Below are 21,303 nucleotides of genomic sequence, written 5' to 3' on the forward strand. Positions count from 1 at the left end.
GGTCACAAGAGAGAATGCAGCTATGTATCATCTTCGCGTACCGCAAACTGAAGAAGAGTTAGAACGTTACTACCAGTTCCGCTGGGAAATGTTACGTAAGCCGTTGCACCAGCCGCAGGGCTCCGAGCGCGACGCCTGGGACGCCATGGCGCATCACCAGATGGTGGTTGATGAAGAGGGTAATATCGTTGCCTCTGGTCGGCTCTATATCAATGCCGATAACGAAGGCTCGATTCGCTTTATGGCGGTGCACCCCTCCGTACAGGATAAAGGCCTCGGCACGCTGATGGCGATGACCCTGGAATCCGTCGCCCGCCAGGAGGGCGTTAAGCGCGTCACCTGTAGCGCCCGCGAAGATGCGGTACCCTTTTTCGCCAAGCTTGGGTTTATCAACGAAGGCGAAATCACCGCGCCGCAAACTACCCCCATCCGCCATTTTCTGATGATCAAACCCATCGCCTCGCTGGATGATATTCTTCATCGCGGCGACTGGTGCGGTCAGCTGCAACAGGCCTGGTATCAGCATATTCCGCTCAGCGAAAAGATGGGCGTGCGCATCCAGCAGTACACCGGGCAGAAATTTATTACCACCATGCCGGAGATCGGCAATCAAAACCCGCACCACACGCTGTTTGCCGGGAGCCTCTTCTCGCTGGCGACGCTGACCGGCTGGGGTCTTATCTGGCTGATGCTGCGCGAACGCCATCTCGGCGGCACAATTATTCTCGCCGACGCCCATATCCGCTACAGCTCGCCCATCAGCGGTAAACCGAGCGCGATTGCCGATCTTGGCTCGCTAAGCGGCGATCTCGACCGCCTGGCGCGCGGGAAAAAAGCGCGCGTGCAGATGCAGGTAGAGCTGTTTGGCGATGATAAGCAGGGCGCGATTTTTGAAGGCATCTATATCGTTCTGCCCGCAAAACCGTTCGGCTCGTTCGAAGAGGGCGGCAACGAAGAGGAGTAGGCGCTGGGCCTGCCGATAGCGCGCGCGAAAGGCGCGCTTTCCCGTATAGCCGGTTACACCCTGGCGATGCGCGACGCCACATCGTGGATTACATCCACTGCCGTGCGGCTGATGCCGGCAAGCTGGAAGAAACCGTGTATCACACCGAGATAACGCGAACAGGAGCAGGCCACGCCCTGTTCGGTCATTCGCTGATAGAGCGACTCACCTTCATCGCACAGCGGGTCAAACTCCGCTGTCACAATATGCGTCGGCGGCAGGCCGTTGAAATCAGTGCGCCACAGCGGGCTGACATCCGGCAGCAGGCGATCGGTCTCGCCAAGATAGTGCGTATAGCCGGAGAGCAGCGCCTCGCGGGTGATCACATAATCTGCGCCATTAAGGGTATAGCTGTCGAACCAGGCGGTTGCATCAAGCATCGGGTAGATGAGGATCAGCTGAGCAGGCTGCCACTCACCTGCGGCTTTTAAGCGCAACGCCGTGACCAGCGCCAGATGTCCGCCTGCGCTATCGCCCGCCAGCGTGATGCGCTGAGGATCGATGCCAAGCTGCTGCGCGTTTTGCCGGATAAGTTCTGCACCCCGCCGGGCATCATCATGTGCCGCTGGCCAGCGGTGTTCCGGCGCAAGCCGGTACTGCACGGCGATAACCCGGCAGCTGCTGTAAAAGGCAAGCTGGCGCAGCTGTTTATCATGGGTATCAAAGCCGCCGCTGACAAAACAGCCGCCGTGATAGTAAATAAGCGCGGGCAGATTATCGGTGGCATTTTGCGGCGAGTAGCAGCGAAAGCGAATGCTCTCCAGCGTGAATTCTCTCACCTCCACACGGGTTTCCGTCTCGCCTGCCAGCGTCGTGCTGGCGAGATACCCCGCGCGCCGGTCATCAATACTCTGCTCGCAGACGGAGGGCCGTCCTGCAGCAATAAAGTCGCTTACCAGTTGGCTAATACCCTGTTCCAGTGCCATTTCGCATTCCTTTGTCTGTATAAATACCCAGGTTTTATAGCCTGGTTTTTGCGAAATGGAAACGGGGTTTTTGGGCTGAAAATGAAAAGTGGAACCCAGCTCGAAAGAACGTTTTTTTTCTCAAAATGACACTTGCCCAGCAAAAATGGCAGCGTATCGTGTGGCTGGAAAATAAACGCATACGATATACTGAGGTGATATATGGATGTTCTCTCTGGAGTGATTATGGGGCGTATTTTGTTGGATTTATCAGATGATGTTATACGCAGGCTCGATAGCTTAAAGCAGCAGCGTAACCTTCCTCGTGCTGAATTATTACGAGAAGCGGTTGAGCAGTATCTTGAAAAGCAGAACACGACAAGCGCTCGCAATGCTTTAGGTCTATGGGGAGGTGAGGGCGAAGATGGTCTTGAATTTGAGAGAAAACTGCGCGAGGAGTGGTGACTATGAGCAACCTTGCGTTATTTGATACCAATATCTTGATTGATCTGTTTAATGGCCGGGAAGAGGCTGCTAACACTTTTGAAGATTACAATGGCAGGATCGCCATCAGCCTGATTAGCTGGATTGAAGTGCTGGTTGGCGCTAAAAAAGTAGGGCAGGAAAATGCGACATGCGCTTTTCTTGATTCGCTTGAGGTCATAGAGATTTCCCATCCCATAGCAGAACGAAGCATTGAGCTGCGCCAGGCGTATCGCATGAAGCTGCCCGATGCCATTATTCTTGCAACAGCTCAGATACATAGCCGTTGCCTCGTTACGCGCAATATCAAAGATTTTGCGTCTGTAACAGGGGTTTTCACCCCATATCAGTAACAGGCCGGGCAAAAATTTACCGCGACCTGCTGATTTTACTCCCCTTCGCCGGGGAATAAGAACGGGTTGATGGAGCTACGGGCGAACCCTTCCTGCTCCATGCGGGCATCGAGGATCAGCGACGCAAGATCGTCGGCTACCGCTTCGACATTCTGGTCTTTTTCCTGATAAAGGATCTTCAGGTAAGTGCCGCAGTCGCCGCAGCTTTCCGCTTTGATTGCCGCCTGCTCGTTATCCAGCGACCAGTAGTGCAGATCGCGGGTTTGCTCGCAGTTGCTGCACTTGACGCGCACCACGTGCCATTCGGTTTCGCACAGGTTGCAGTGCAGGTAGCGCAGCCCCTGGCTGCTGCCGATGTGCACCGTACTGGAAACCGGCATCGATCCGCAGACCGGGCAGAACTGGCGCTGTTCGCCATATTCCGCGCGGGCTTTCCCCGGAATCAGGCTGGCCATCTGCGCCCAGTAGAGCGACAGCGCGGCCCAGATAAAGGGCGCTTTATCGCTGCTGACGGAGGCGAAGTCGGCGGCAAAGAGAGCGCTAGCCATCGCTTCCAGCTCCTGTGCGGAAGCTTTTTCCAGGTTCTCGATCACCGCCAGCGCCGGGCCGCTCATCTCCGGCTTCAGCTCGGCGATCAGCGAATGCAGCAGCTTATGCCAGTGCGTATCGCGCGGCAGGACATGAATATCAAGCGGCGGCTTGCCCTGCGCGGCAGCTTCTTTAAGACGCGCCGTCAGATCGAGTTGTAACGGGTGGTCATACAGCACCACCTCCTGGGCATGGGCGATAAGCGCGGCAAAACGCAGATAATCACCCAGCGGATTACTCTCTGCCAGCGTGCGCAGACGTTCCGCACGGCGGTTATAGAGGTTTTTGAGTCTGGGGAATAACAACGGCGGAATCACTTCCGCCGTGCGTTTTTCGCTCTTCTCCAGCTCATCTTGCGGGATTATGCGAATACTCATTCAGTTGGTTTTTCCGTTGTCTTGCTGCGAACTTCCCGGTACCAGCGCGGGTGATGTTTCTTCGCCCAGGTGCTGGTAACCCAGCCTTCCACCATTGCGGTTATGGTGCCTTTAACCCACAAGGCGGCATAAATGTGCACCATGATAACCACAATTAACGCAACTGCTGCAAATGAATGCACCATCAGCGCTAAGCGGATCACCGGGATGGGAAACGCGGGTGCAAAGTAAGGGCGCCAGATAACCACGCCGCTTGCCAGGAGCAACACCAGGAAGATAATCGCCGCCCAGAACACACACTTCTGACCGAAATTATAGCGCCCGGTGTCACCCACTTCCTCATTGACGACGATCTTACGAATATTCTTCGCCCAAAAGATATCATCCCTATTGATGAGGTTATGGTGCCAATAGCGGAAAAACATGATTATAAACGAGGCAAACATCACCACGCCGACAAACGGATGAAGGATACGCGCCAGCTGCGGCGTCCCGAGAATGTTCATCAACCAGTTGAAGGAGGGGAAGAAAAACCCCAGCCCGCTCACCGACGCCAGCACGAAGCAGAAGGCGGTGATCCAGTGGTTGATGCGCTCGGGTGCCGAATAGCGCACGATGGTGTCACGTTTTCTCATTTGCGCACCTCGTCTTTCTCTTCATGCAGGTTGTCCTCTTCCTCTTCTGCGCGGTTCGGACCGACACCGACATAGTGGAAGATGCTGGCCGCGAAGGTGGCAGCAAAGCCGACCGCCGCAAGTGGTTTCCAGATCCCTTTCCAGAACTTCACGGTTGCGCTGATTTCCGGGTTCTCCGGCAGACCGTGGTACAGATTCGGGTTATTGGCATGGTGCAGCACATACATCACGTGCGTGCCGCCAACACCGGCCGGATCGTACAGACCTGCGTTATCGTAACCACGGGTTTTCAGCTCTGCCACGCGCTCGCCAGCGAGGTTTTTCATATCCTCTTTGGAGCCAAAGTGGATAGCGCCGGTCGGGCAGGTTTTCACGCAGGCCGGTTCCTGGCCCACCGTCACACGGTCAACACACAGCGTACATTTGTAGACGCGGTTGTCTTCCGGGTTCAGGCGCGGCACATCAAACGGGCAGCCAGCGATGCAGTAACCGCAGCCAATGCACTGCTCAGACTGGAAGTCGACAATGCCGTTAGCATACTGAATGATAGCCCCTTCTGACGGACATGCTTTCAGACAGCCAGGATCGGCGCAGTGCATGCAGCCATCTTTACGAATCAGCCACTCCAGTTTGTCGTTCTGCTCCACTTCCGAGAAACGCATCACCGTCCATGATTTGGCGGTCAGATCCGCCGGGTTGTCATACACCCCGACGTTATGCCCCACCTCATCACGCAGGTCGTTCCATTCGGAACAGGCCACCTGACAGGCTTTACAGCCGATACAGGTGGTGACGTCGATAAGCTTCGCCACTTCCTGCTGGTGATCCCGCGCCTGAGGCGCGGGAGTGAAACCGTTAGTCGCGGAACGACGGATGATGTCTTGCGATTGATAAGCCATAAGTCGTCTCCGTTACACCTTTTCCACATTCACCAGGAACGCCTTGAACTCCGGCGTTTGGGTATTCGCATCACCGACAAACGGCGTCAGCGTGTTGGCGATAAAGCCTTTCTTCGCCACGCCTTCGTAACCCCAGTGAATCGGAATACCAATCGTGTCGATATCTTTGCCGTCCACTTTCAGGGTACGAATACGCTTGGTCACCACCGCTTTGGCTTTGATATAGCCACGGTTGGAGGAGACGCGCACGGTATCGCCCTGCGTAATGCCCAGCTTGCCCGCCAGTTTCTCGCCAATCTCCACAAACTGTTCCGGCTGCGCGATGGAGTTCAACAGCGCGTGTTTGGTCCAGTAGTGGAAGTGCTCGGTCAGGCGGTAAGTGGTCCCGACATACGGGAACTTATCGGCTTTACCCATCGCAGCGAGATCGTCTTTAAAGACGCGCGCGGCAGGGTTCGAGACGACGTTCGGGTGCAGCGGGTTGGTGCCCAGCGGCGTTTCAAACGGCTCGTAGTGTTCCGGGAACGGCCCTTCCATCATCTTATCGAGAGCGAAGAGGCGACCCATCCCTTCCGGCTGCATGATAAACGGCCCGACTTCACTGCCAGGTGCGGCGGTGCTGTAGTCCGGAATATCTGCACCCACCCACTTGCCGTTGGCGTAGCTGAGCAGCTTGCGCTTCGGATCCCACGGGTTACCCTGCGGGTCAGCGGAGGCACGGTTGTAGAGAATACGGCGGTTGAGCGGCCACGCCCATGCCCAGCCCAGCGTATTGCCAAGGCCTGACGGATCGGCGTTATCGCGGCGCGCCATCTGGTTGCCATCCGGCGTCCAGCTCCCGGCGAAAATCCAGCAGCCGCTTGAGGTGGTGCCGTCATCGCGCAGGTGCGCAAAGCTGCCAAGCTGGTTGCCTTTCTTCGCCAGCACGTCGCCGCTTACCGGATCGATAATATCGACCAGCGCTTTGCCGTTGCTCTCCATTGCTACTTCTTCCGCCGACGGATTCTCCGGCGTCGAGTAGTTCCAGGTCATGTTCAGAACCTGTTCCGGATTCGCGCCACCCTCTGCGGCATACATCTTACGCAGACGTAAGAAGATCCCGGCCAGGATCTCACCGTCGTTCAGCGCTTCGCCCGGAGCGTCGGCGCCTTTCCAGTGCCACTGCAACCAGCGGCCGGAGTTAACGATGGAGCCGTTCTCTTCAGCAAAGCAGGTCGATGGCAGGCGGAACACTTCGGTCTGGATGGTCGACGGATCGACATCGTTAGACTCGCCGTGGTTCTGCCAGAAGGTCGAGGTTTCCGTATTCAGCGGATCGATGGTCACCAGGAACTTCAGTTTCGACAGAGATGCCACCACCTTGTTCTTGTTCGGGAACGAGGCGACCGGGTTAAAGCCCTGGCAGAGATAGCCGTTGACCTTGCCCTGGCTCATCATCTCGAAGTACTGCAGAACGTCGTAGCCTTTGTCCCACTTCGGCAGCCAGTCAAAGCCCCAGCTGTTCTCCGCCGTCGCTTTGTCGCCAAAGAAGGCTTTCATCATCGAGACGAAGAATTTCGGGTAGTTGCTCCAGTAGTTAACCTGGCCTTCCAGCAGCGGTTTCGGCGTATTGACGGTCAGGTAGGTCTGGAGATCCTTCTGCTTCTCGCTCGGCAGCGTCATATAACCCGGCAGGCTCTGCGACAGCAGGCCAAGATCGGTCAGACCCTGAATATTGGAGTGGCCGCGCAGGGCGTTTACGCCGCCGCCTGCCATCCCCATATTGCCGAGCAGCAGCTGGATCATCGCCATGGTACGGATGTTCTGCGCGCCGACGGAGTGCTGCGTCCAGCCCAGGGCATAGAGGAACGACGCGGTTTTATCGTGCACGCTGGTTTCCGCGATGTACTCGCACACCTTCAGGAAGTCCGCTTTTGGCGTCCCGCAGATATTTTCAACCACTTCTGGCGTATAGCGGGAAACGTGCTGTTTCAGCAGGTTCCACACGCAGCGCGGGTGAGTCAGCGTTTTATCGCGCTTAGCGAAACCCTTCTCATCCAGCTCGTAGTTCCAGGTGGTTTTGTCGTACTTGCGTGTTTCCGCGTCATAGCCGGTGAACAGGCCATCTTCGAAGCCAAAATCTTCACGCACGATCAGGCTGGCGTTGGTATAGGCTTCGGTATATTCGCGGTTATATTTTTCGTTGTTCAGCAGGTACAGCAACACGCCTGACAGGAAAGCGATGTCAGTACCGGAACGAATCGGCGTATAAAAATCCGCAACCGAGGCGGTTCGCGTAAAGCGTGGATCGATAACAATCAGCTTCGCGCCATTGTGGATCTTGGCTTCCATCGCCCAGCGGAATCCCACCGGATGCGCTTCTGCCGCGTTCCCTCCCATCACCACGATGAGATTGGCGTTCTTCATGTCAACCCAGTGGTTGGTCATCGCACCGCGACCAAATGTTGGAGCAAGACTTGCTACCGTTGGTCCGTGTCAGACACGCGCCTGGTTATCGACGGCTAACATGCCGAGGGCGCGGGTAAATTTCTGGGTTAAATAGCCGGTTTCATTACTGGAAGCGGATGCGCACAGCATCCCGGTGCTCAGCCAGCGGTTCACGGTGGTGCCTTCGGCGTTCTGCGCAACATAGTTGGCGTCGCGGTCGGCTTTCATCAGTTTGGCGATGCGCTCAAAGGCATCTTCCCAGGTGATGCGTTGCCACTTATCGGAACCTGGAGCACGGTATTCCGGGTATTTCAGGCGGCTTTCAGAGTGGATGAAATCCACCAGACCTGCCCCTTTCGGGCAGAGCGCGCCTCGGTTTACCGGATGGTCCGGGTCCCCTTCGATATGGAAAATTGACGCTTTGGCGTTTTTTGCACCGTCGCCGAGGCTATACATTAATAGCCCACAGCCCACGGAACAATATGTGCAAGTATTACGGGTTTCGCGGGTGCGCAACAGCTTATATTGCCGTGTCTCCGCGAGTGCAATGTTGGGGGCAAAGCCCAGTGCTGCAGCCGTTGTACCTGCCATACCGCCAGCGCAGATCTTAAAGAACTGCCTTCTGCTGACCTGCATGGGTTACTCCTGGGTTGACATTACTCTTATCGTTTTTTTCTTTGCGGTGAATTTCACAAAGGTTCAGAATTGCCGCATATCCCTCTGCTTAAGAAGGATATGCGCGGAGAATACCACAATGTCGGTACGCTTGTTCGAGGGTAGTTAATACAAAGTGAACATTTTGCATACTAAAAAGCACAAAAATGCAACATCAGTCACAGGCGTACGCGAAGTCGTGCTCTGGAAGCGTGACAATCTGCAGCAGGCCCAGCCAGACATGCTGGCGGAAGAGGTGCCTGTTGCGCTGGTCTACAACGGTATTTCCCACGTAGTGATGATGGCATCGCCAAAAGATCTGGAGGAATTCGCCATCGGCTTCTCCTTATCCGAAGGGATTATTGAAACCCCCGCCGACATTTACGGCATGGAGGTTGTGCCGTCCTGTAACGGGCTGGAGGTGCAGATCGATCTCTCCAGCCGCCGTTTTATGGGGCTGAAAGAGCGTCGCCGCGCGCTGGCGGGGCGCACCGGTTGTGGCGTCTGCGGCGTTGAGCAGCTCAATGATATCGGCAAGCCCATCGCCCCGCTGCCGTTCACCCAGACTTTTGATTTAGCCGCGCTGGATAATGCGCTCGCGCACTTAACCGACGTGCAGCCGATTGGGCAACTGAGCGGCTGTACTCACGCCGCCGCATGGCTGTTGCCTTCCGGCGAGCTGGCGGGGGGGCATGAAGATGTGGGTCGCCATGTGGCGCTGGATAAGCTGCTTGGGCACCGGGCGCGCGCCGGTGAAACGTGGGCCTCCGGCGCGGTGCTGGTCTCCAGCCGCGCCAGTTATGAGATGGTGCAAAAGTCGGCGATGTGCGGCGTCGAAATCCTCTTTGCCGTCTCGGCGGCGACTACGCTGGCGGTAGAAGTGGCAGAGCGTTGTAACCTGACGCTGGTCGGTTTTTGCAAGCCGGGCAGGGCGACAATTTATACCCATCCAGAGCGATTAATGGGTGTTAAATAATCGTCAAAAAAACTGAAAGAGTTTAACAAATCCTTCCGCTTTTTGTTTTGAGGGTAGAGGTCTATCATTACTTTCATCGAGGCACGGCGCCTCAATTAAACAAAACAACGTAAGGGTTTATCTCATGAAAAACATCAAAACTTTTGTTGCAGTTATCGCTCTCGCTTCCTCGTTCGGTACTTTTGCTGCGCAAACCGTGACCGCAACCGACACCACCCTGAGCGGTGCTGAAGCGAAAATCGCCGCCCAGGCACAGCAGGCTGGTGCCTCTTACCAGATCACCGAAGCGTATAACGGTAACCAGGTTCACATGACCGCTGAACTGACCAAATAAGTTAAGCACCATCGTCGAAAGAGCGCCTACGGGCGCTTTTTTCGTTTTAGTGCAGACCCGCCAGACGCAGCAGAGCTGTCACCACCGCTGCCGACAGAATTACCACAATTAACGGCATCTTGCGCCAGGCGAGAAACAGCGCAAACAGCACGCCGCAAACCCGCGCCATCCCGGCGAAGTGATCCCCTTCATAGAGCATTGCGGCCAGCGCCACAGCGAACAAAAGCGTGGTCGCTGCATCCGAAAGCAGCCCCTGCGCGCGTTCCGACAGCGCCAGACGCCCGCCCAGTTTCGCGCCGCCGAGCCGCATCAGATAGGTGCCTACCGAGAGAATGGCGATACCGCCAAGAGTCAGTGCAACGCTTGCCATTATCGCTTCCTCGTCAGTAAACCAAGCAGTGAGAGCAGCACCGGTAACCCCACCGGCGCGAAGGGTACCGTTGCCAGCGAGAGCGCTGCGCCGCTACAGGCGCGTATCAGCGTGGTGCGCTTTTTCAGCGCCGGCAGCACTAATGCCAGCAAAATCGCCGGGAACACTGCGTCCAGACCGATGGTTTCCGGCGCGGGAAGAAAAGCCCCGACCGATGCGCCGATCAGCACGCCAACCGGCCACAGCAGCGCCACGCCCAGCCCGCAGAGCCAGTAGGCGGCTTTGCGCTGTTCCGGGGTGGACTGTGAAAGCCCGAACACCACGCTCTCATCATTCATAATGTGGCAGCCCAATAACCCGGCGGCTCGTTTTCCTACCAGTTCGCGCACCGTCACGCCGAAGGGAATATGGCGGGCATTGACCAGCAGCCCGGCGACCGCAGCCGCCAGCGGGCTACCGCCGCTTGCCACAATCCCGATAAACATAAACTCCGAGGCGCCTGCCAGCACCAGCGTTGAGAGCATCAGCGGTACCCAGAGCGGAAAGCCGTAGGCCATCGCCAGCGAACCATAGGAGACGCCGACAACGCCGACCGCCAGGCAGACCAGCCCAATCGCTCTAACCGTGTCGCGTGTAAGGGAAGAAAAGTGTTGTGTGAACATCGCTTTTTAGCCATATCGAACGTGTATCCATTATAATGAACACCCTGAGACCGTTTTTCAAGACGAACATAACGTTCGATTAAATGAACATTAAGGCCGGTATGACACAACCCATCGCTATTATCGCCAAAAGCCTGGCGCGTGAGCGGCAGCGGACCGGGCTCTCGCTGGCGGAGATCGCCCGCCGCGCCGGGATTGCGAAATCGACGCTCTCGCAGCTGGAAGCGGGCAACGGTAATCCGAGCCTCGAAACCCTGTGGGCACTCTGCGTGGCGCTGGATATTCCGTTTGCCCGCCTGCTGGAGCCGCAAAATCCGCAAACGCAGGTGATTCGCCGCGGTGAAGGCACCAAAGTGGTTGCCGAGCAGGCGCACTACCAGGCGATATTGCTGGCAACCTGCCCGCCCGGCGCGCGGCGCGATATCTATCTGCTGCTGACGCAGCCCGGTGCGGATCGTATCTCCCATCCGCATCCCGCCGGTTCCGTCGAGCACATTATTGTGACGCAGGGACGGGCGCTGGTCGGGCTGACCGAAGCGCCTGAAGAGTTAAACGAAGGGGATTACATCTGTTACCCGGCGGATCGCGAGCATATCTTTAAAGCGCTGGAGCCAGATACGCAGGCGATCCTCGTTGCCGAGCAGAATTGAGCCTTCATCCCCTGCGTGCAGTGAGGGGATGAAGGGAGCGGCTTACGCCAGATAGAACACCTCTTCCAGCTCGGCGCTCACCGGGCTGTTATCGGCATTGGCAGGCATCACGTCGCGCATATGCTTCCACCAGCGTTGACACACCTCGGTGCGGGCGACCGCCTCCCAGCGCGCTTCTGATTCAATCTCCACCGTGGCGAAGAGCAGGTTGCGTGCTTTATCAAGATAGATGGCGTAATGGTGCGCACCCGCCTCTTTCAGCACCGCTTCCAGCTCCGGCCAAATTGGGTTATGGCGACGCGCGTACTCCTCATGCGCATCGGGGTTGACCTGCATAACAAACGCTTTACGGATCATAATGCCTCCAGATAGAGCTCGCGCACCTCATCGCGGCTGGCGCTGCGCGGGTTGCAGGGCGCACACGGATCGGCGAGCGCCTTATCCAGCCACCCTTCGATATCGGCTTCGCGCACGCCCAGCGCGCTAAAGCCGGAAGGAATACCGACTTTGGCACTCAGCGCCCGAATGGCAGCAATCGCCTGCTGGCTTGCCGCCTCCTCGCTCATCTCTTGGGTATCAACGTCCATCGCCTGCGCGATACGGGCGAAGCGCGCCACCGCATGGGGGCGGTTAAAGTTTTCGATGATCGGCAGCAGGATGGCGTTGCAGACGCCGTGCGGCAGATTGTGGGTCGCGCCCGGCTGGTGGGCCAGCGCGTGCACCAGCCCGAGCCCGGCGCTGTTAAAGGCCATCCCGGCCAGATACTGCCCGTAAGCCATCTGTTCGCGTGCCTCAAGGTTATCGCCCTTGGCAACGGCGGTCGGCAACCACTGGTTTATGAGGCGAATCGCCTCCAGCGCGTTGGCATCCGTTAACGGATGCGCGCCCACGGAGACATAGGCTTCGACCGCATGGGTCAGGGCATCCATGCCGGTTGCGGCGGTGACCGCGGCGGGGATCGCCAGCATTACGCTGGCATCGTCGACGGCGATATCGGGGATCAGGTTGGCATCAATAATCACCTCCTTCACCTGGCGCTCGCTGTCGATAATCACTGCGTTGCTGGTCATCTCCGCTGCCGTTCCTGCGGTGGTGTTGATTGCCACCAGCGGCACCCCGGCGTGTTTCACTTTGCCAACGCCGGAGTAAGCGGTCGACGGTCCGGGGTTCGCGGTGAGGATTTTTATCGCTTTCGCGGTATCGATTGGGCTACCGCCGCCGAAGGCGATCAGGTAGTCACAGCCTGCCTGCTGATAGGCGGCAAACCCCTCCTGCACCAGCGCTTCGGTCGGGTTGGGGAAGACGCCATCAAACAGCTGATAGGGCATCTCGTGCGCCTTTAGCGCGGTAAACAGGCTGTCGAGCAGACCGAGTTTCACCAGCTGCCCGTCGGTGACAATCAGCGCCTTACCCCATGCTTTGTCTGCCACCAATTTCACCATATCGCCAATTGCGCCCGCGCCGTGCAGGCTGATTTTCGGCAGTGCCAACATAAAGCTCATCGTATTTCTCCTTGATTTGATTGGATCCTGACCAGCGGCAATGCTCCCTGTCGCCGGTTGAAACTTTTTCCCGCTGGCGCTTTGATGTAAGCCGCCATCCGGCAAGCCATGCCTGCGCTACAGCCGCCTGCGCTGCAACAGGCGGCGGGTGAGGATCGGCAGTGAAATCACCACGATCAGCATCGCGCCAACAATAATTGACATCACGATCCCCGGCACGTTGAGCAGGCTCAGGCCAAAGGTCACCAGCCCCATCAAAAAGGCGGCGATAATCACGCCGACCATGCTGCCGGAGCCGCCGAGAATATTGACGCCGCCGAGCACCGCCATTGTCACTACGGAAAGCTCCCAGCCCAGCGCGATAGTTGGGCGCGTGCTGCCGAGGCGCGAAGTGAGCAGTACTGATGCCAGCCCCGCCATTAACCCCACCAGCGCAAAGAGGATCAGGTTGTGGCGTTTGACATTGATCCCGGCATACCACGCGGCGGTCGGGTTATTGCCGATGGCGTAAGTGCGGCGGCCAAAGTTGGTTTTATGCAGCAGAAAGGCAAACAGCAGCCCGAGCACAATAAAGAGCGCAAACTCGAACGACAGCGCGCCCCAGACGTAGCCCTGGCCGAGCCACGCGAAGCTCTCCGGCCAGCTATTCAGAGCCTGGTCGCCCAGCAGGATGTAGGAGATGCCGCGGTACAAGCTCATGGTGCCGATGGTGATGACAATCGATGAGAGGTTGAAGCGGGTCACCAGAAAGCCGTTGAACAACCCGCACAGCAAGCCGACGCCCAATCCCACGCAGACTAAGAGTGGCGTATCGACGCCCGCCTGTGCGCAAAAGCCCATCGCCGTTGAGCTGAGCGCGATGGTGGCGGCGACCGAGAGATCGATCTCCCTGGCGATAATCAGCATCGCCATCGGCAGCACGATGATCGCCTTCTCAGTGAAGTTGAAGGTGGCGTCTGACAGGTTCCAGATATTAAGAAAGTAGGGCGAGGCGAGGGCGTTGACCACAAACACCGCCAGCGTCACCGCCAGTAAAAACCCCTCCCAGCAGAGCAGACGGCGCAAGAGTGGCGTCGGCGAAGCCGGGCTATTTACTGCTTCAGAAGTGAGGATTTTGCTCATGATTTCACCGCCTGTTTCTGCCGGGCCAGCGCCGCATCGCGCAGGATCAACCGCCCTTTGCGCTTATTGCCACGCTCGTTGAGCAGCACCGCAATCACGATCACCGTGCCGGAGATCGCCATCTGCCAGAAGGGCGAGACGCCAATCACCGGCAGGGCATTGTTGATAACGCCGAGGAACAGCGCGCCAAACAGACAGCCGAGCACGCGCCCGCTGCCGCCCATGGTGCTGATGCCGCCAATCACGCAGGCGGCCACGACTTGTAGCTCAAAGCCGTTGGCGACATCGACATAGGCGACGGCGAAGCGCGAGATCCACAAATAGCCGCAGAACCCGGCCAGCGCGCCGGAGAGGCAGAAGCTGACAAACTGCATCTTTCCGGCGTTGATGCCGGTGTAGTAAGCCGCCGTGGCGTTGCCGCCTGCGGTATAGAGCGCCCGTCCGCTGCGGCTGTAACGCAGGAAGTAGCCGACCAGCAGCAGCGCGGCGATAGCGCACCAGCTCAGCACCGGTAGCCCCAACAGCCCGCTGCGCGGCACGGCAAGAAAATCGGCGCTCATCTGGTTGGCGTTCACCCAGCCGCCGCCGGAGAGGAGAAAGATAATGCCGCGGTAGATGCTCATGGTGCCGAGCGTCACCACAATCGCCGGAATACCCAGTTTCCACACCAGCAGGCCGTTGATAATCCCCATCACCAGCCCGAGCGCGGTTGCCAGCAGCAGCAACGCCCACACCGGCACATCCGGGTGATGGAAGTTAATCAGCGCGACGATCATGCCGGTGAGCGCCAGGTTTGCCGCCATCGACAGATCGATCCCTTTGGTCAGCAGCACCATCATCTGCCCGAGGGCGAGAATAATCAGGATGGCGGTATCGTTGAACATCTCTACCAGGTTGCCGGGGCTGATAAAGGCAGGTACGCGGCTGCCGATTGCCAGCATCAGCAGCACAATTACCCCGCCGAGCAGCGCTTCACGATGTTTAAGCAGTGCGTTCATCATGCGGCCTCCTGCCCGGCACCGCTGGCGGCGCTGACAATGGTTTCTGCCGACGCTTCTCCGGCCCGGTAGTGCGCGACCATCAATCCTTCATGCATGACGATCACCCGATCCGCCATCCCCATCACTTCCGGCAGTTCGGAGGAGACCATAATCACCGCCAGCCCCTGCGCCACCAGTTCGGACATAAACTGGTGCACCGCCGCTTTCGAACCGATATCGATCCCTTTGGTCGGCTCATCGAGAATAATCACCTGCGGCTGGGTGGCGAGCCATTTACCGATCACCACCTTTTGCTGATTACCGCCGGAGAGCGTCTCAACCGCCTGCTTCCAGCTAAAGGCTTTAACCTGCAAGCGGCGGGCGTACTCCTCAGCCAGCGCCCACTCTTTGGCATCGTTTAGCACCCCGTTGGCGTTGAGCGTGCTCAGTTGCGGCAGGCTGATGTTCTGGGCAATCGACAGGGCGCTGATCGCTCCCTGCTGCTGGCGCTCTTCCGGCACGCAGACAATCCCGGCCTGAATCGCATCCGCCGGCTGGCGGAACTGCACCGCTTTGCCGTTAAGGATAATGTCGCCAGAAGCGGGACGCGTTACGCCGCAGAGCGCCTGCATCAGCTCGGTACGCCCGGCACCGACCAGGCCATAAAAGCCGAGGATCTCCCCTTTGCGCAGGCTGAAGTTGATATGGGCGAACTCGGTGGCATGGCAGAGATCCTTCACCTCCAGTACCACCTCGCCCGGCTCGCAGGCGATTTTCGGCCAGCTCTGGCTAATCGCACGCCCGACCATCAACGTCACCATCCGCGCTTCAGTAATCTCCTTAATGGCACCAGATTCGATAAAGACACCGTCGCGCAGAATGGTGTAGTGATCCGCCAGTTCGAAAATTTCATCGAACTTGTGCGAGATAAAGAGGATCGCTTTGCCTTCCTGCTTCAGGCGCTCAACGATGTGGTAGAACTCCAGGATCTCGTGCTGTGAGAGGGCAGCGGTCGGCTCGTCGAGGATCACCACCTGCGCGTCAAAGGCGAGCGCGCGGGCAATCGCCACCATATGGCGCTGGGCAATGCTGAGGGTTTTAAGCGTCGCGCGCGGATCGATCTGCACCTCCAGCCTGGCGAGGAGTGCCCGCGCCTGCTGGTGCATGGCGGGCCAGTCGAGCTTTTTCAGCAGCCCTTTATAGAGATAGTGGCCGACAAAAATATTTTCGGTGACCGATAGCTCGTCGAACAGCACCGTCTCCTGGTGAATGGCGGTAATGCCCACTCTGTGCGCCGCATCGGGCGTTGGCAGAGAGATGGGGATCGCTTTATAGAGGATCTCGCCCTCATCGGGCTGATAAATGCCGGTCATCACTTTGACCAGCGTCGATTTGCCCGCGCCGTTCTCGCCAATCAGGGCGGTTACGTGGCCAGGCCAGAGATCAAGCTGTACGTTCTCAAGTGCGCGCACGCCGGGAAAGCGCTTGCTGATGCCCTTAAGCGACAGCAGTGGGGTGGATGCCGTCATGATAACTCTCCGGTTTTGCCCCCTCCCGTCAGAGAGGGGAAAGGGTCAGAACATCTTCGAGAACTTATCAATATTGCTGGCATCGTAGACGAACGGTTGCGCCATCGCGCCATTGCCGTCGGCATCCAGCGTCACTTTCCCTAAGCGGCCCATGCTGGCTTCCGTTTTCGTCGCCGTCCCTTTCACCAGATCGTTCGCTAAATAGGTGGCGGCATAGCCAAGATCGATCGGGTTCCAGATGGCAAAACTTTTACTGGCACCGGATTTGATGGCGCCCGCCATTTCAGAGGGCAAGCCGAGACCGGTAACGTAGACTTTGCCGATTTTGCCCTGATCCTTCACCGCCTGCGCGGCGGCGACAATGCCGACGGAGGAGGGGGAGACAATCACTTTCAGATCCGGATAAGACTTCAGCAGGCCGACCGCTTCGCGGTAGCTTTTATCGGAGAGGTCGTCGCCATAGGCGACGGTGACCAGATTGACGGAGGGGTACTTCGGCAGCACCTTTTTCATCTCCGCAATCCAGATATTCTGGTTGGTGGAGGTGGGCGTGGCGCTCAGAATGGCGACGTCGCCCTTCTCAACGTTTAACGCTTTCAGCGCATCGGCGGCAAGCTTGACGTTGGTTTCGCCAATCAGCGCGTTGTTGGAGGGGTTAAGGTGGATCTGTCGCCCGGCTTTCGCCACGCCGGAGTCCCACGACACTACTTTGATACCGCGCTGCATCGCTTTTTTCAGCACCGGCACTACCGCGTCCGGATCGTTGGCGGAGATGGCGATCGCATCTACCCCCTGGGCGATCAAGCCGTTCAGCACTTCGATCTGCGCTTCCGCGGTGGTGGTGGTCGGCCCGGTGTAGATCACTTTAACGTCGCCTAACTCTTTCGCTGCCTCCTGCGCGCCGGTGTTGGCGGCTTCAAAAAAACCATTCCCTAACGATTTCGCCACCAGGGCGATTTTCACTTCGGCGATGGCGGAACCGGATAACGCCATCATGACAACGGTGAGGATCAAGCTTGCTTTTGTTTTCATTGCTCGTACTCCACGGATGACACTCCCGTTCGCTTTCGTGTTGCCGAAATCACCAGGGAGTGGTTTTTTGCAGGTGAACAGAGTTCGCCCCGTCTGCGTGAGCGGGGCGCGTTTTTTTAGTGGTACAGGTCTAACGCCGATTGCAGCGGGTTGACGCCGAAGCGTTTGCCCAGTGCGATCAGTTCTTCACGGGTGATGGTCTGTTTCATACCGCCCATCGAATAGACTTTGACTAACACCTCGGCGGATTTTTCTGCGGTGTCGATCAGACCAAAAGCTTCATCCAGCGTCGGGCCGCTGCCGAAAACGCCGTGGAACGGCCACAGCACCAGCGAATGTTTCTGCATGTCGTTGGCGGTGGCACGGCCGATTTCATCGGTGCCCGGCACCATCCACGGCAGAATGCCGACGCCGTCCGGGAAGACCACCAGGCACTCGGTGCTCCCTTCCCACAGCTTGCGGGTAATCAGATCTGAGCTGTTTTCCAGCACGTAGGTCAGGGCGATAAGGTTGGTGGCGTGACAGTGCATGATCACCCGATCTTTGCCGCCGGTCGCCTGGATGCGCTCGCAGTGGGACAAGAAGTGCGCCGGTAGCTCGGAGGTGGGCACCGCTTCGTTAGTCAGCCCCCACAGGATGTGGTAACCGGCGCCGTCGCTGTCGACTTTGACCACGCCGAGGTTGGCCGTTGGATCGAGCTGCACGTTGCGGAAAAATTTGCCGGAGCCAGTGACGATAAACGGCGTGTTGGCGAGCAGCGGCATCGGCTGGCTGAGGGGAATGTAGCGCGGCTGCGGGTGGAAATCTGCTTCATAGGGCGCAATATCCGCATCGTCGAGACGCAGGGTCAGGTTGCCGCCGTTGCGCTCGTCCCAGCCTTTTAGCCAGGCGTCGGTCGTCGCTTTAATCATCCCCTGGACGAACCAGGCGTTAATAATGGTCTGCATGTATGGAGTTCCTGTTGGTTCTGTTGCCGGATGGCGCTGCGCTTATCCGGCCTACGTGAATCGGTTTCTCTGTAATTCGCCATCCGGTACAGCGTTACTGGCGCTGGCGTAATACCGCTTGCTCATACGCCCGCACGCTCTCAAGCCACTGGCTACCGGCGGGGGTGTCGTGGCGCTGGCAATAGATCTCCCACACCGCCTGCCACGGCAGGGATTTCTGCTCTTCGAGCAGCGCAAGGCGCGCGGTGTAATCGCCGTCGGCCTCCAGCTGGCGCAGCTGTTCAACCGGCTCCAGCAGGGCGCGCAGCAGCGCTTTTTTCATATTGCGGGTGCCAATCACCCACGCGGCGATACGGTTGATAGAGGCGTCAAAGAAGTCGAGGCCGATATGCACGCGATCGAACAGCTTGTGGCGAATGATCTCGCTGGCAATGGCCTGGGTTTCGTCATCCAGCAGCACCACGTGATCGCTGTCCCAGCGCACCGGGCGGCTGACGTGCAGCAGCAGGCGCGGCACATAGAGCATGGCGGCGGAGATTTTGTCGGAGATCACCTCCGTCGGGTGGAAGTGGCCCGCATCCAGGCAGAGCGCGGTCTGGCGGCTGGTGGCGTACCCCATATAGAACTCATTCGAGCCGACGGTGTAGCTCTCGGCACCGATGCCGAACAACTTACTCTCCACGGCATCGATATGGTGCGCCGGGTTCAGTTTCTCGCTCATCGCCTCATCCAGTGCCGCCAGCAGACGCTGGCGCGGGGCCAGGCGATCGACGGTGACATCCTTCATGCCGTCCGGCACCCAGATATTCATCACCGACGGCGTGCCGAGCTGCTCGCCAAACGAGGCAGAGACGCGGCGGCTGGCTTTTACATGATCAATCCAGAACTGGCGCACCTCATCATTGGCGTGGGAGAGAGTAAAACCGTCGGCGCTGAGCGGGTGCGAAAAGCAGGAGGGGTTAAAATCGAGCCCCAGCTTGTTGGCTTTCGCCCACGCAACCCAGTTTTTAAAGTGCTCTGGTTTGATCTCGTTACGCGCCACGGGCGCATCGGCTTCGTGATAAATCGCGTGCAGATTAAGGCGTTTAGGGCCGGGGATCAGGCTCAGCGCCTGCTCAAGATCGGCGCGTAATTCGGCGGCGTTGCGCGCTTTACCCGGATAGTTACCGGTGGCCTGAATACCGCCGGTCAGGCTGCCTTCCGGGTTTTCGAACCCGGCCACATCGTCGCCCTGCCAGCAGTGCATCGAGACCGGCAGGCGATCGAGCTGACGCAGCGCCTCCTCGGCGTCGATGCCGACCGCGGCGAAACGCTCTCTGGCAATCTCCCAGGCCTGTTCAAGTTGAGTGGTCATGCGCAAAGCTCCTTTGTCTGTCGTTTTTGCTGAAAACGCGCGACATAGCGGGCGATTTCATTATCAGAATCGGGGGTAAAGGTGAGCAGGGGGTGGTTAGCCGCCACCACCTGACGGAACTGATCGACGTTGGTCAGCTCATCGAGCGTCATTAGCTGTACGCCAATATTGCCGAGCGTTGAGGCTTCAACCGGCCCGGCGACCACCGGCAAACCGCAGGCGTCGGCGCAAAGCTGGTTTAACAACTGGTTCTGGCAGCCGCCGCCAACAATGTGCAGGCGGGTAAAGGGCTTGCCGCGCAGGGTTGCCAGCTCGCTCAGCACATCGGCATAGAGCAGAGCGAGGCTGTCGAAAATGCAGCGTGCCAGTTCCGCCGCGCTCTGCGGCACGGGTTGATCCGCGTCGCGGCAGGCAGCCTGGATCTCGGCGCTCATATTCGCCGGGTTGATAAAACGTTCATCGTTGGGGTTGATGATGAAGCGGCAGACCGCGATCTGTTCGGTAAGGGCGATAAGTGCGGGCAGGTCGCTGATGTTCTGCTCTTTCAGCACCCGCTGTAGCAGCCATAAGCCCATGATATTTTTCAGCACCCGGTAGCGCCCCTCGGCACCGCCCTCATTAGTGATATTGGCGGCGAGCGCGGCGTCGCTGGTGTAGGGCGTTTTGCTCTCAAAGCCCATCAATGACCAGGTGCCGGAAGAGAGATATGCCGCATCGTTATCGGCCAGCGGCGAGGCGATCACCGCGCTGGCGGTATCATGGCTGGCAACGGCGACCACCGGAATGGCGTTGCCCTGCGGGCAGATCCAGTTGCCAATCACATTCCCTGGATGGGTTGGTGTACCAAACCAGCTTGCGGGCACCCCAGCCCAGTCGAGCAGCGTGGCGTCCCAGTTGTCGGTGTTGATATTGACCAGCTGCGTGGTGGTGGCGTTGGTGTACTCCCAGTTGCGCTGCCCGGTCAGGCGGAAGCTGAAATAGTCCGGGATCAGCAGGGCGTGTTCCACCTGCTCTACGGTGTGCGGCTGCTGTTCCGCCAGCGCGCGCAGCTGATAAAGAGTATTGAAGGGGAGAAACTGGATGCCGCTGCGGCGATAGATATCGGCTTTGCCCGGCTGCTGGAAAGCGCGCTGCATAATGCCGTCGGTGCGGCTGTCGCGGTAGGCGATTGGCAGGCCGACGCGTTCGCCCGCGCGGTTAATCAGCACATAATCGACGCCCCAGGTATCAATGCCGATGCTGTCAGGCTGCACGCCGGATTCGCACACCTTTTGCAGCCCGGTGCGGATCTCGGCTTCAAGGAGGTCGATATCCCAGCAGTCGAATCCATCGACTTTTTGTAAGCAGTTAACAAAGCGGTGAATTTCCTGAAGCGTCAGCGCCCGGCTCTGGCGATCGTAACGCGCCAGCATTACCCGTCCGCTGGAGGCACCTAAATCAACCGCGACGCAGTGGCGAAAAGTCATGATGAGGTCCTTCATAGAGTCATTGCGGACAGTCTAAAAAAGGGGGCGTGGGGTC

General features: G+C 58.3%; 22 protein-coding genes. 6 read left to right on the forward strand and 16 right to left on the reverse strand.

Features of this window, described 5'->3' with window-relative positions; genetic code table 11:
* The first annotated feature begins 22 nt into the window (after positions 1–22).
* A complete protein-coding gene (fabY, locus tag IAE50_RS16035) occupies positions 23–964 on the forward strand; it encodes a fatty acid biosynthesis protein FabY (protein WP_023479318.1) in 942 nt (313 codons plus the stop codon).
* Between the two features lie 53 nt (positions 965–1,017).
* Here fabY and IAE50_RS16040 read toward each other — a convergent pair whose 3' ends face one another.
* Entirely contained in the window at positions 1,018–1,929 is a 912-nt protein-coding gene (locus tag IAE50_RS16040) for an alpha/beta hydrolase (protein ID WP_200135227.1), read from the reverse strand.
* 201 nt (positions 1,930–2,130) lie between these two features.
* Here IAE50_RS16040 and IAE50_RS16045 point away from each other — a divergent pair, with 201 nt between their 5' ends.
* Entirely contained in the window at positions 2,131–2,373 is a 243-nt protein-coding gene (locus tag IAE50_RS16045) for a CopG family transcriptional regulator (protein ID WP_042712315.1), read from the forward strand.
* A 2-nt stretch (positions 2,374–2,375) separates the two neighbouring features.
* A complete protein-coding gene (locus tag IAE50_RS16050; RefSeq protein WP_200580699.1) occupies positions 2,376–2,744 on the forward strand; it encodes a type II toxin-antitoxin system VapC family toxin in 369 nt (122 codons plus the stop codon).
* A gap of 35 nt (positions 2,745–2,779) precedes the next feature.
* Here the strand turns inward: IAE50_RS16050 and fdhE are convergent, their stop codons facing one another.
* The 4 genes from fdhE to fdnG are packed head-to-tail and all read right to left on the reverse strand — an operon-like array spanning position 2,780 to position 8,306.
* Positions 2,780–3,709 (reverse strand): formate dehydrogenase accessory protein FdhE, encoded by a 930-nt coding sequence (gene fdhE, locus IAE50_RS16055; protein ID WP_023479362.1) that lies wholly within the window; start codon positions 3,707–3,709, stop codon positions 2,780–2,782.
* Positions 3,706–4,344, reverse strand: a complete 639-nt coding sequence (fdoI, locus tag IAE50_RS16060; RefSeq protein ID WP_023479367.1) for a formate dehydrogenase cytochrome b556 subunit — start codon at positions 4,342–4,344, stop codon at positions 3,706–3,708. The genes fdhE and fdoI overlap by 4 nt, the downstream gene beginning before the upstream one ends.
* Positions 4,341–5,243 carry a formate dehydrogenase subunit beta gene (fdxH, locus tag IAE50_RS16065; protein WP_023479333.1) on the reverse strand — a complete coding sequence of 301 codons (903 nt, stop codon included), beginning with the start codon at positions 5,241–5,243 and terminating at the stop codon, positions 4,341–4,343. The genes fdoI and fdxH overlap by 4 nt, the downstream gene beginning before the upstream one ends.
* Positions 5,244–5,255: 12 nt before the next feature.
* A complete protein-coding gene (gene fdnG, locus IAE50_RS16070; protein ID WP_200135229.1) occupies positions 5,256–8,306 on the reverse strand; it encodes a formate dehydrogenase-N subunit alpha in 3,051 nt (1,016 codons plus the stop codon).
* Positions 8,307–8,460: 154 nt separating this feature from the next.
* On the opposite strand from fdnG, the gene fdhD reads away from it, so the two are divergent.
* Positions 8,461–9,300 carry a formate dehydrogenase accessory sulfurtransferase FdhD gene (gene fdhD / locus IAE50_RS16075; protein WP_200580700.1) on the forward strand — a complete coding sequence of 280 codons (840 nt, stop codon included), beginning with the start codon at positions 8,461–8,463 and terminating at the stop codon, positions 9,298–9,300.
* A 124-nt stretch (positions 9,301–9,424) separates the two neighbouring features.
* Positions 9,425–9,634, forward strand: a complete 210-nt coding sequence (locus tag IAE50_RS16080) for a YdgH/BhsA/McbA-like domain containing protein (RefSeq protein ID WP_124971010.1) — start codon at positions 9,425–9,427, stop codon at positions 9,632–9,634.
* A 46-nt stretch (positions 9,635–9,680) separates the two neighbouring features.
* On the opposite strand, the gene IAE50_RS16085 is transcribed toward IAE50_RS16080, so the two are convergent.
* The gene (locus IAE50_RS16085; protein WP_042712304.1) at positions 9,681–10,004 is read right to left on the reverse strand and encodes an AzlD domain-containing protein; all 324 of its coding nucleotides are present in this window, start codon (positions 10,002–10,004) and stop codon (positions 9,681–9,683) included.
* A complete protein-coding gene (locus tag IAE50_RS16090; protein ID WP_128483935.1) occupies positions 10,004–10,666 on the reverse strand; it encodes an AzlC family ABC transporter permease in 663 nt (220 codons plus the stop codon). Before IAE50_RS16090 ends, IAE50_RS16085 begins: the two co-directional genes overlap by 1 nt.
* A gap of 101 nt (positions 10,667–10,767) precedes the next feature.
* Between IAE50_RS16090 and IAE50_RS16095 the strand changes: the two genes are divergently transcribed.
* Positions 10,768–11,316, forward strand: a complete 549-nt coding sequence (locus IAE50_RS16095; protein ID WP_023479331.1) for a helix-turn-helix domain-containing protein — start codon at positions 10,768–10,770, stop codon at positions 11,314–11,316.
* 42 nt (positions 11,317–11,358) lie between these two features.
* Here IAE50_RS16095 and rhaM read toward each other — a convergent pair whose 3' ends face one another.
* The 9 genes from rhaM to rhaB all read right to left on the reverse strand — a co-directional run bounded on the left by rhaM (position 11,359) and on the right by rhaB (position 21,248).
* A complete protein-coding gene (gene rhaM / locus IAE50_RS16100; RefSeq protein WP_054804141.1) occupies positions 11,359–11,673 on the reverse strand; it encodes an L-rhamnose mutarotase in 315 nt (104 codons plus the stop codon).
* Positions 11,670–12,818, reverse strand: coding sequence for a lactaldehyde reductase (gene fucO, locus IAE50_RS16105; RefSeq protein ID WP_200135233.1), 1,149 nt, complete (start codon positions 12,816–12,818; stop codon positions 11,670–11,672). Before fucO ends, rhaM begins: the two co-directional genes overlap by 4 nt.
* 117 nt (positions 12,819–12,935) lie before the next feature.
* Complete coding sequence (locus IAE50_RS16110) at positions 12,936–13,940, reverse strand: ABC transporter permease (protein WP_200135234.1); 1,005 nt, start codon at positions 13,938–13,940, stop codon at positions 12,936–12,938.
* A complete protein-coding gene (locus tag IAE50_RS16115) occupies positions 13,937–14,941 on the reverse strand; it encodes an ABC transporter permease (protein ID WP_094422599.1) in 1,005 nt (334 codons plus the stop codon). The genes IAE50_RS16110 and IAE50_RS16115 overlap by 4 nt, the downstream gene beginning before the upstream one ends.
* On the reverse strand, positions 14,938–16,449 hold the full coding sequence (locus IAE50_RS16120; protein ID WP_200580701.1) for a sugar ABC transporter ATP-binding protein: 1,512 nt from the start codon (positions 16,447–16,449) through the stop codon (positions 14,938–14,940). The genes IAE50_RS16115 and IAE50_RS16120 overlap by 4 nt, the downstream gene beginning before the upstream one ends.
* Before the next feature lie 45 nt (positions 16,450–16,494).
* Positions 16,495–17,481: a rhamnose ABC transporter substrate-binding protein gene (gene rhaS / locus IAE50_RS16125; protein ID WP_023479368.1), complete on the reverse strand. Its 987-nt coding sequence runs from the start codon at positions 17,479–17,481 to the stop codon at positions 16,495–16,497.
* A gap of 116 nt (positions 17,482–17,597) precedes the next feature.
* Positions 17,598–18,428 carry a rhamnulose-1-phosphate aldolase gene (gene rhaD / locus IAE50_RS16130; protein ID WP_023479304.1) on the reverse strand — a complete coding sequence of 277 codons (831 nt, stop codon included), beginning with the start codon at positions 18,426–18,428 and terminating at the stop codon, positions 17,598–17,600.
* Between the two features lie 94 nt (positions 18,429–18,522).
* On the reverse strand, positions 18,523–19,782 hold the full coding sequence (locus tag IAE50_RS16135; RefSeq protein WP_042712295.1) for an L-rhamnose isomerase: 1,260 nt from the start codon (positions 19,780–19,782) through the stop codon (positions 18,523–18,525).
* Positions 19,779–21,248, reverse strand: a complete 1,470-nt coding sequence (gene rhaB / locus IAE50_RS16140) for a rhamnulokinase (protein WP_200580702.1) — start codon at positions 21,246–21,248, stop codon at positions 19,779–19,781. Before rhaB ends, IAE50_RS16135 begins: the two co-directional genes overlap by 4 nt.
* Between the last annotated feature and the right edge of the window lie 55 nt (positions 21,249–21,303).

Source organism: Kosakonia sp. S42 (assembly GCF_016624785.1).
GTDB lineage: Bacteria > Pseudomonadota > Gammaproteobacteria > Enterobacterales > Enterobacteriaceae > Kosakonia > Kosakonia cowanii.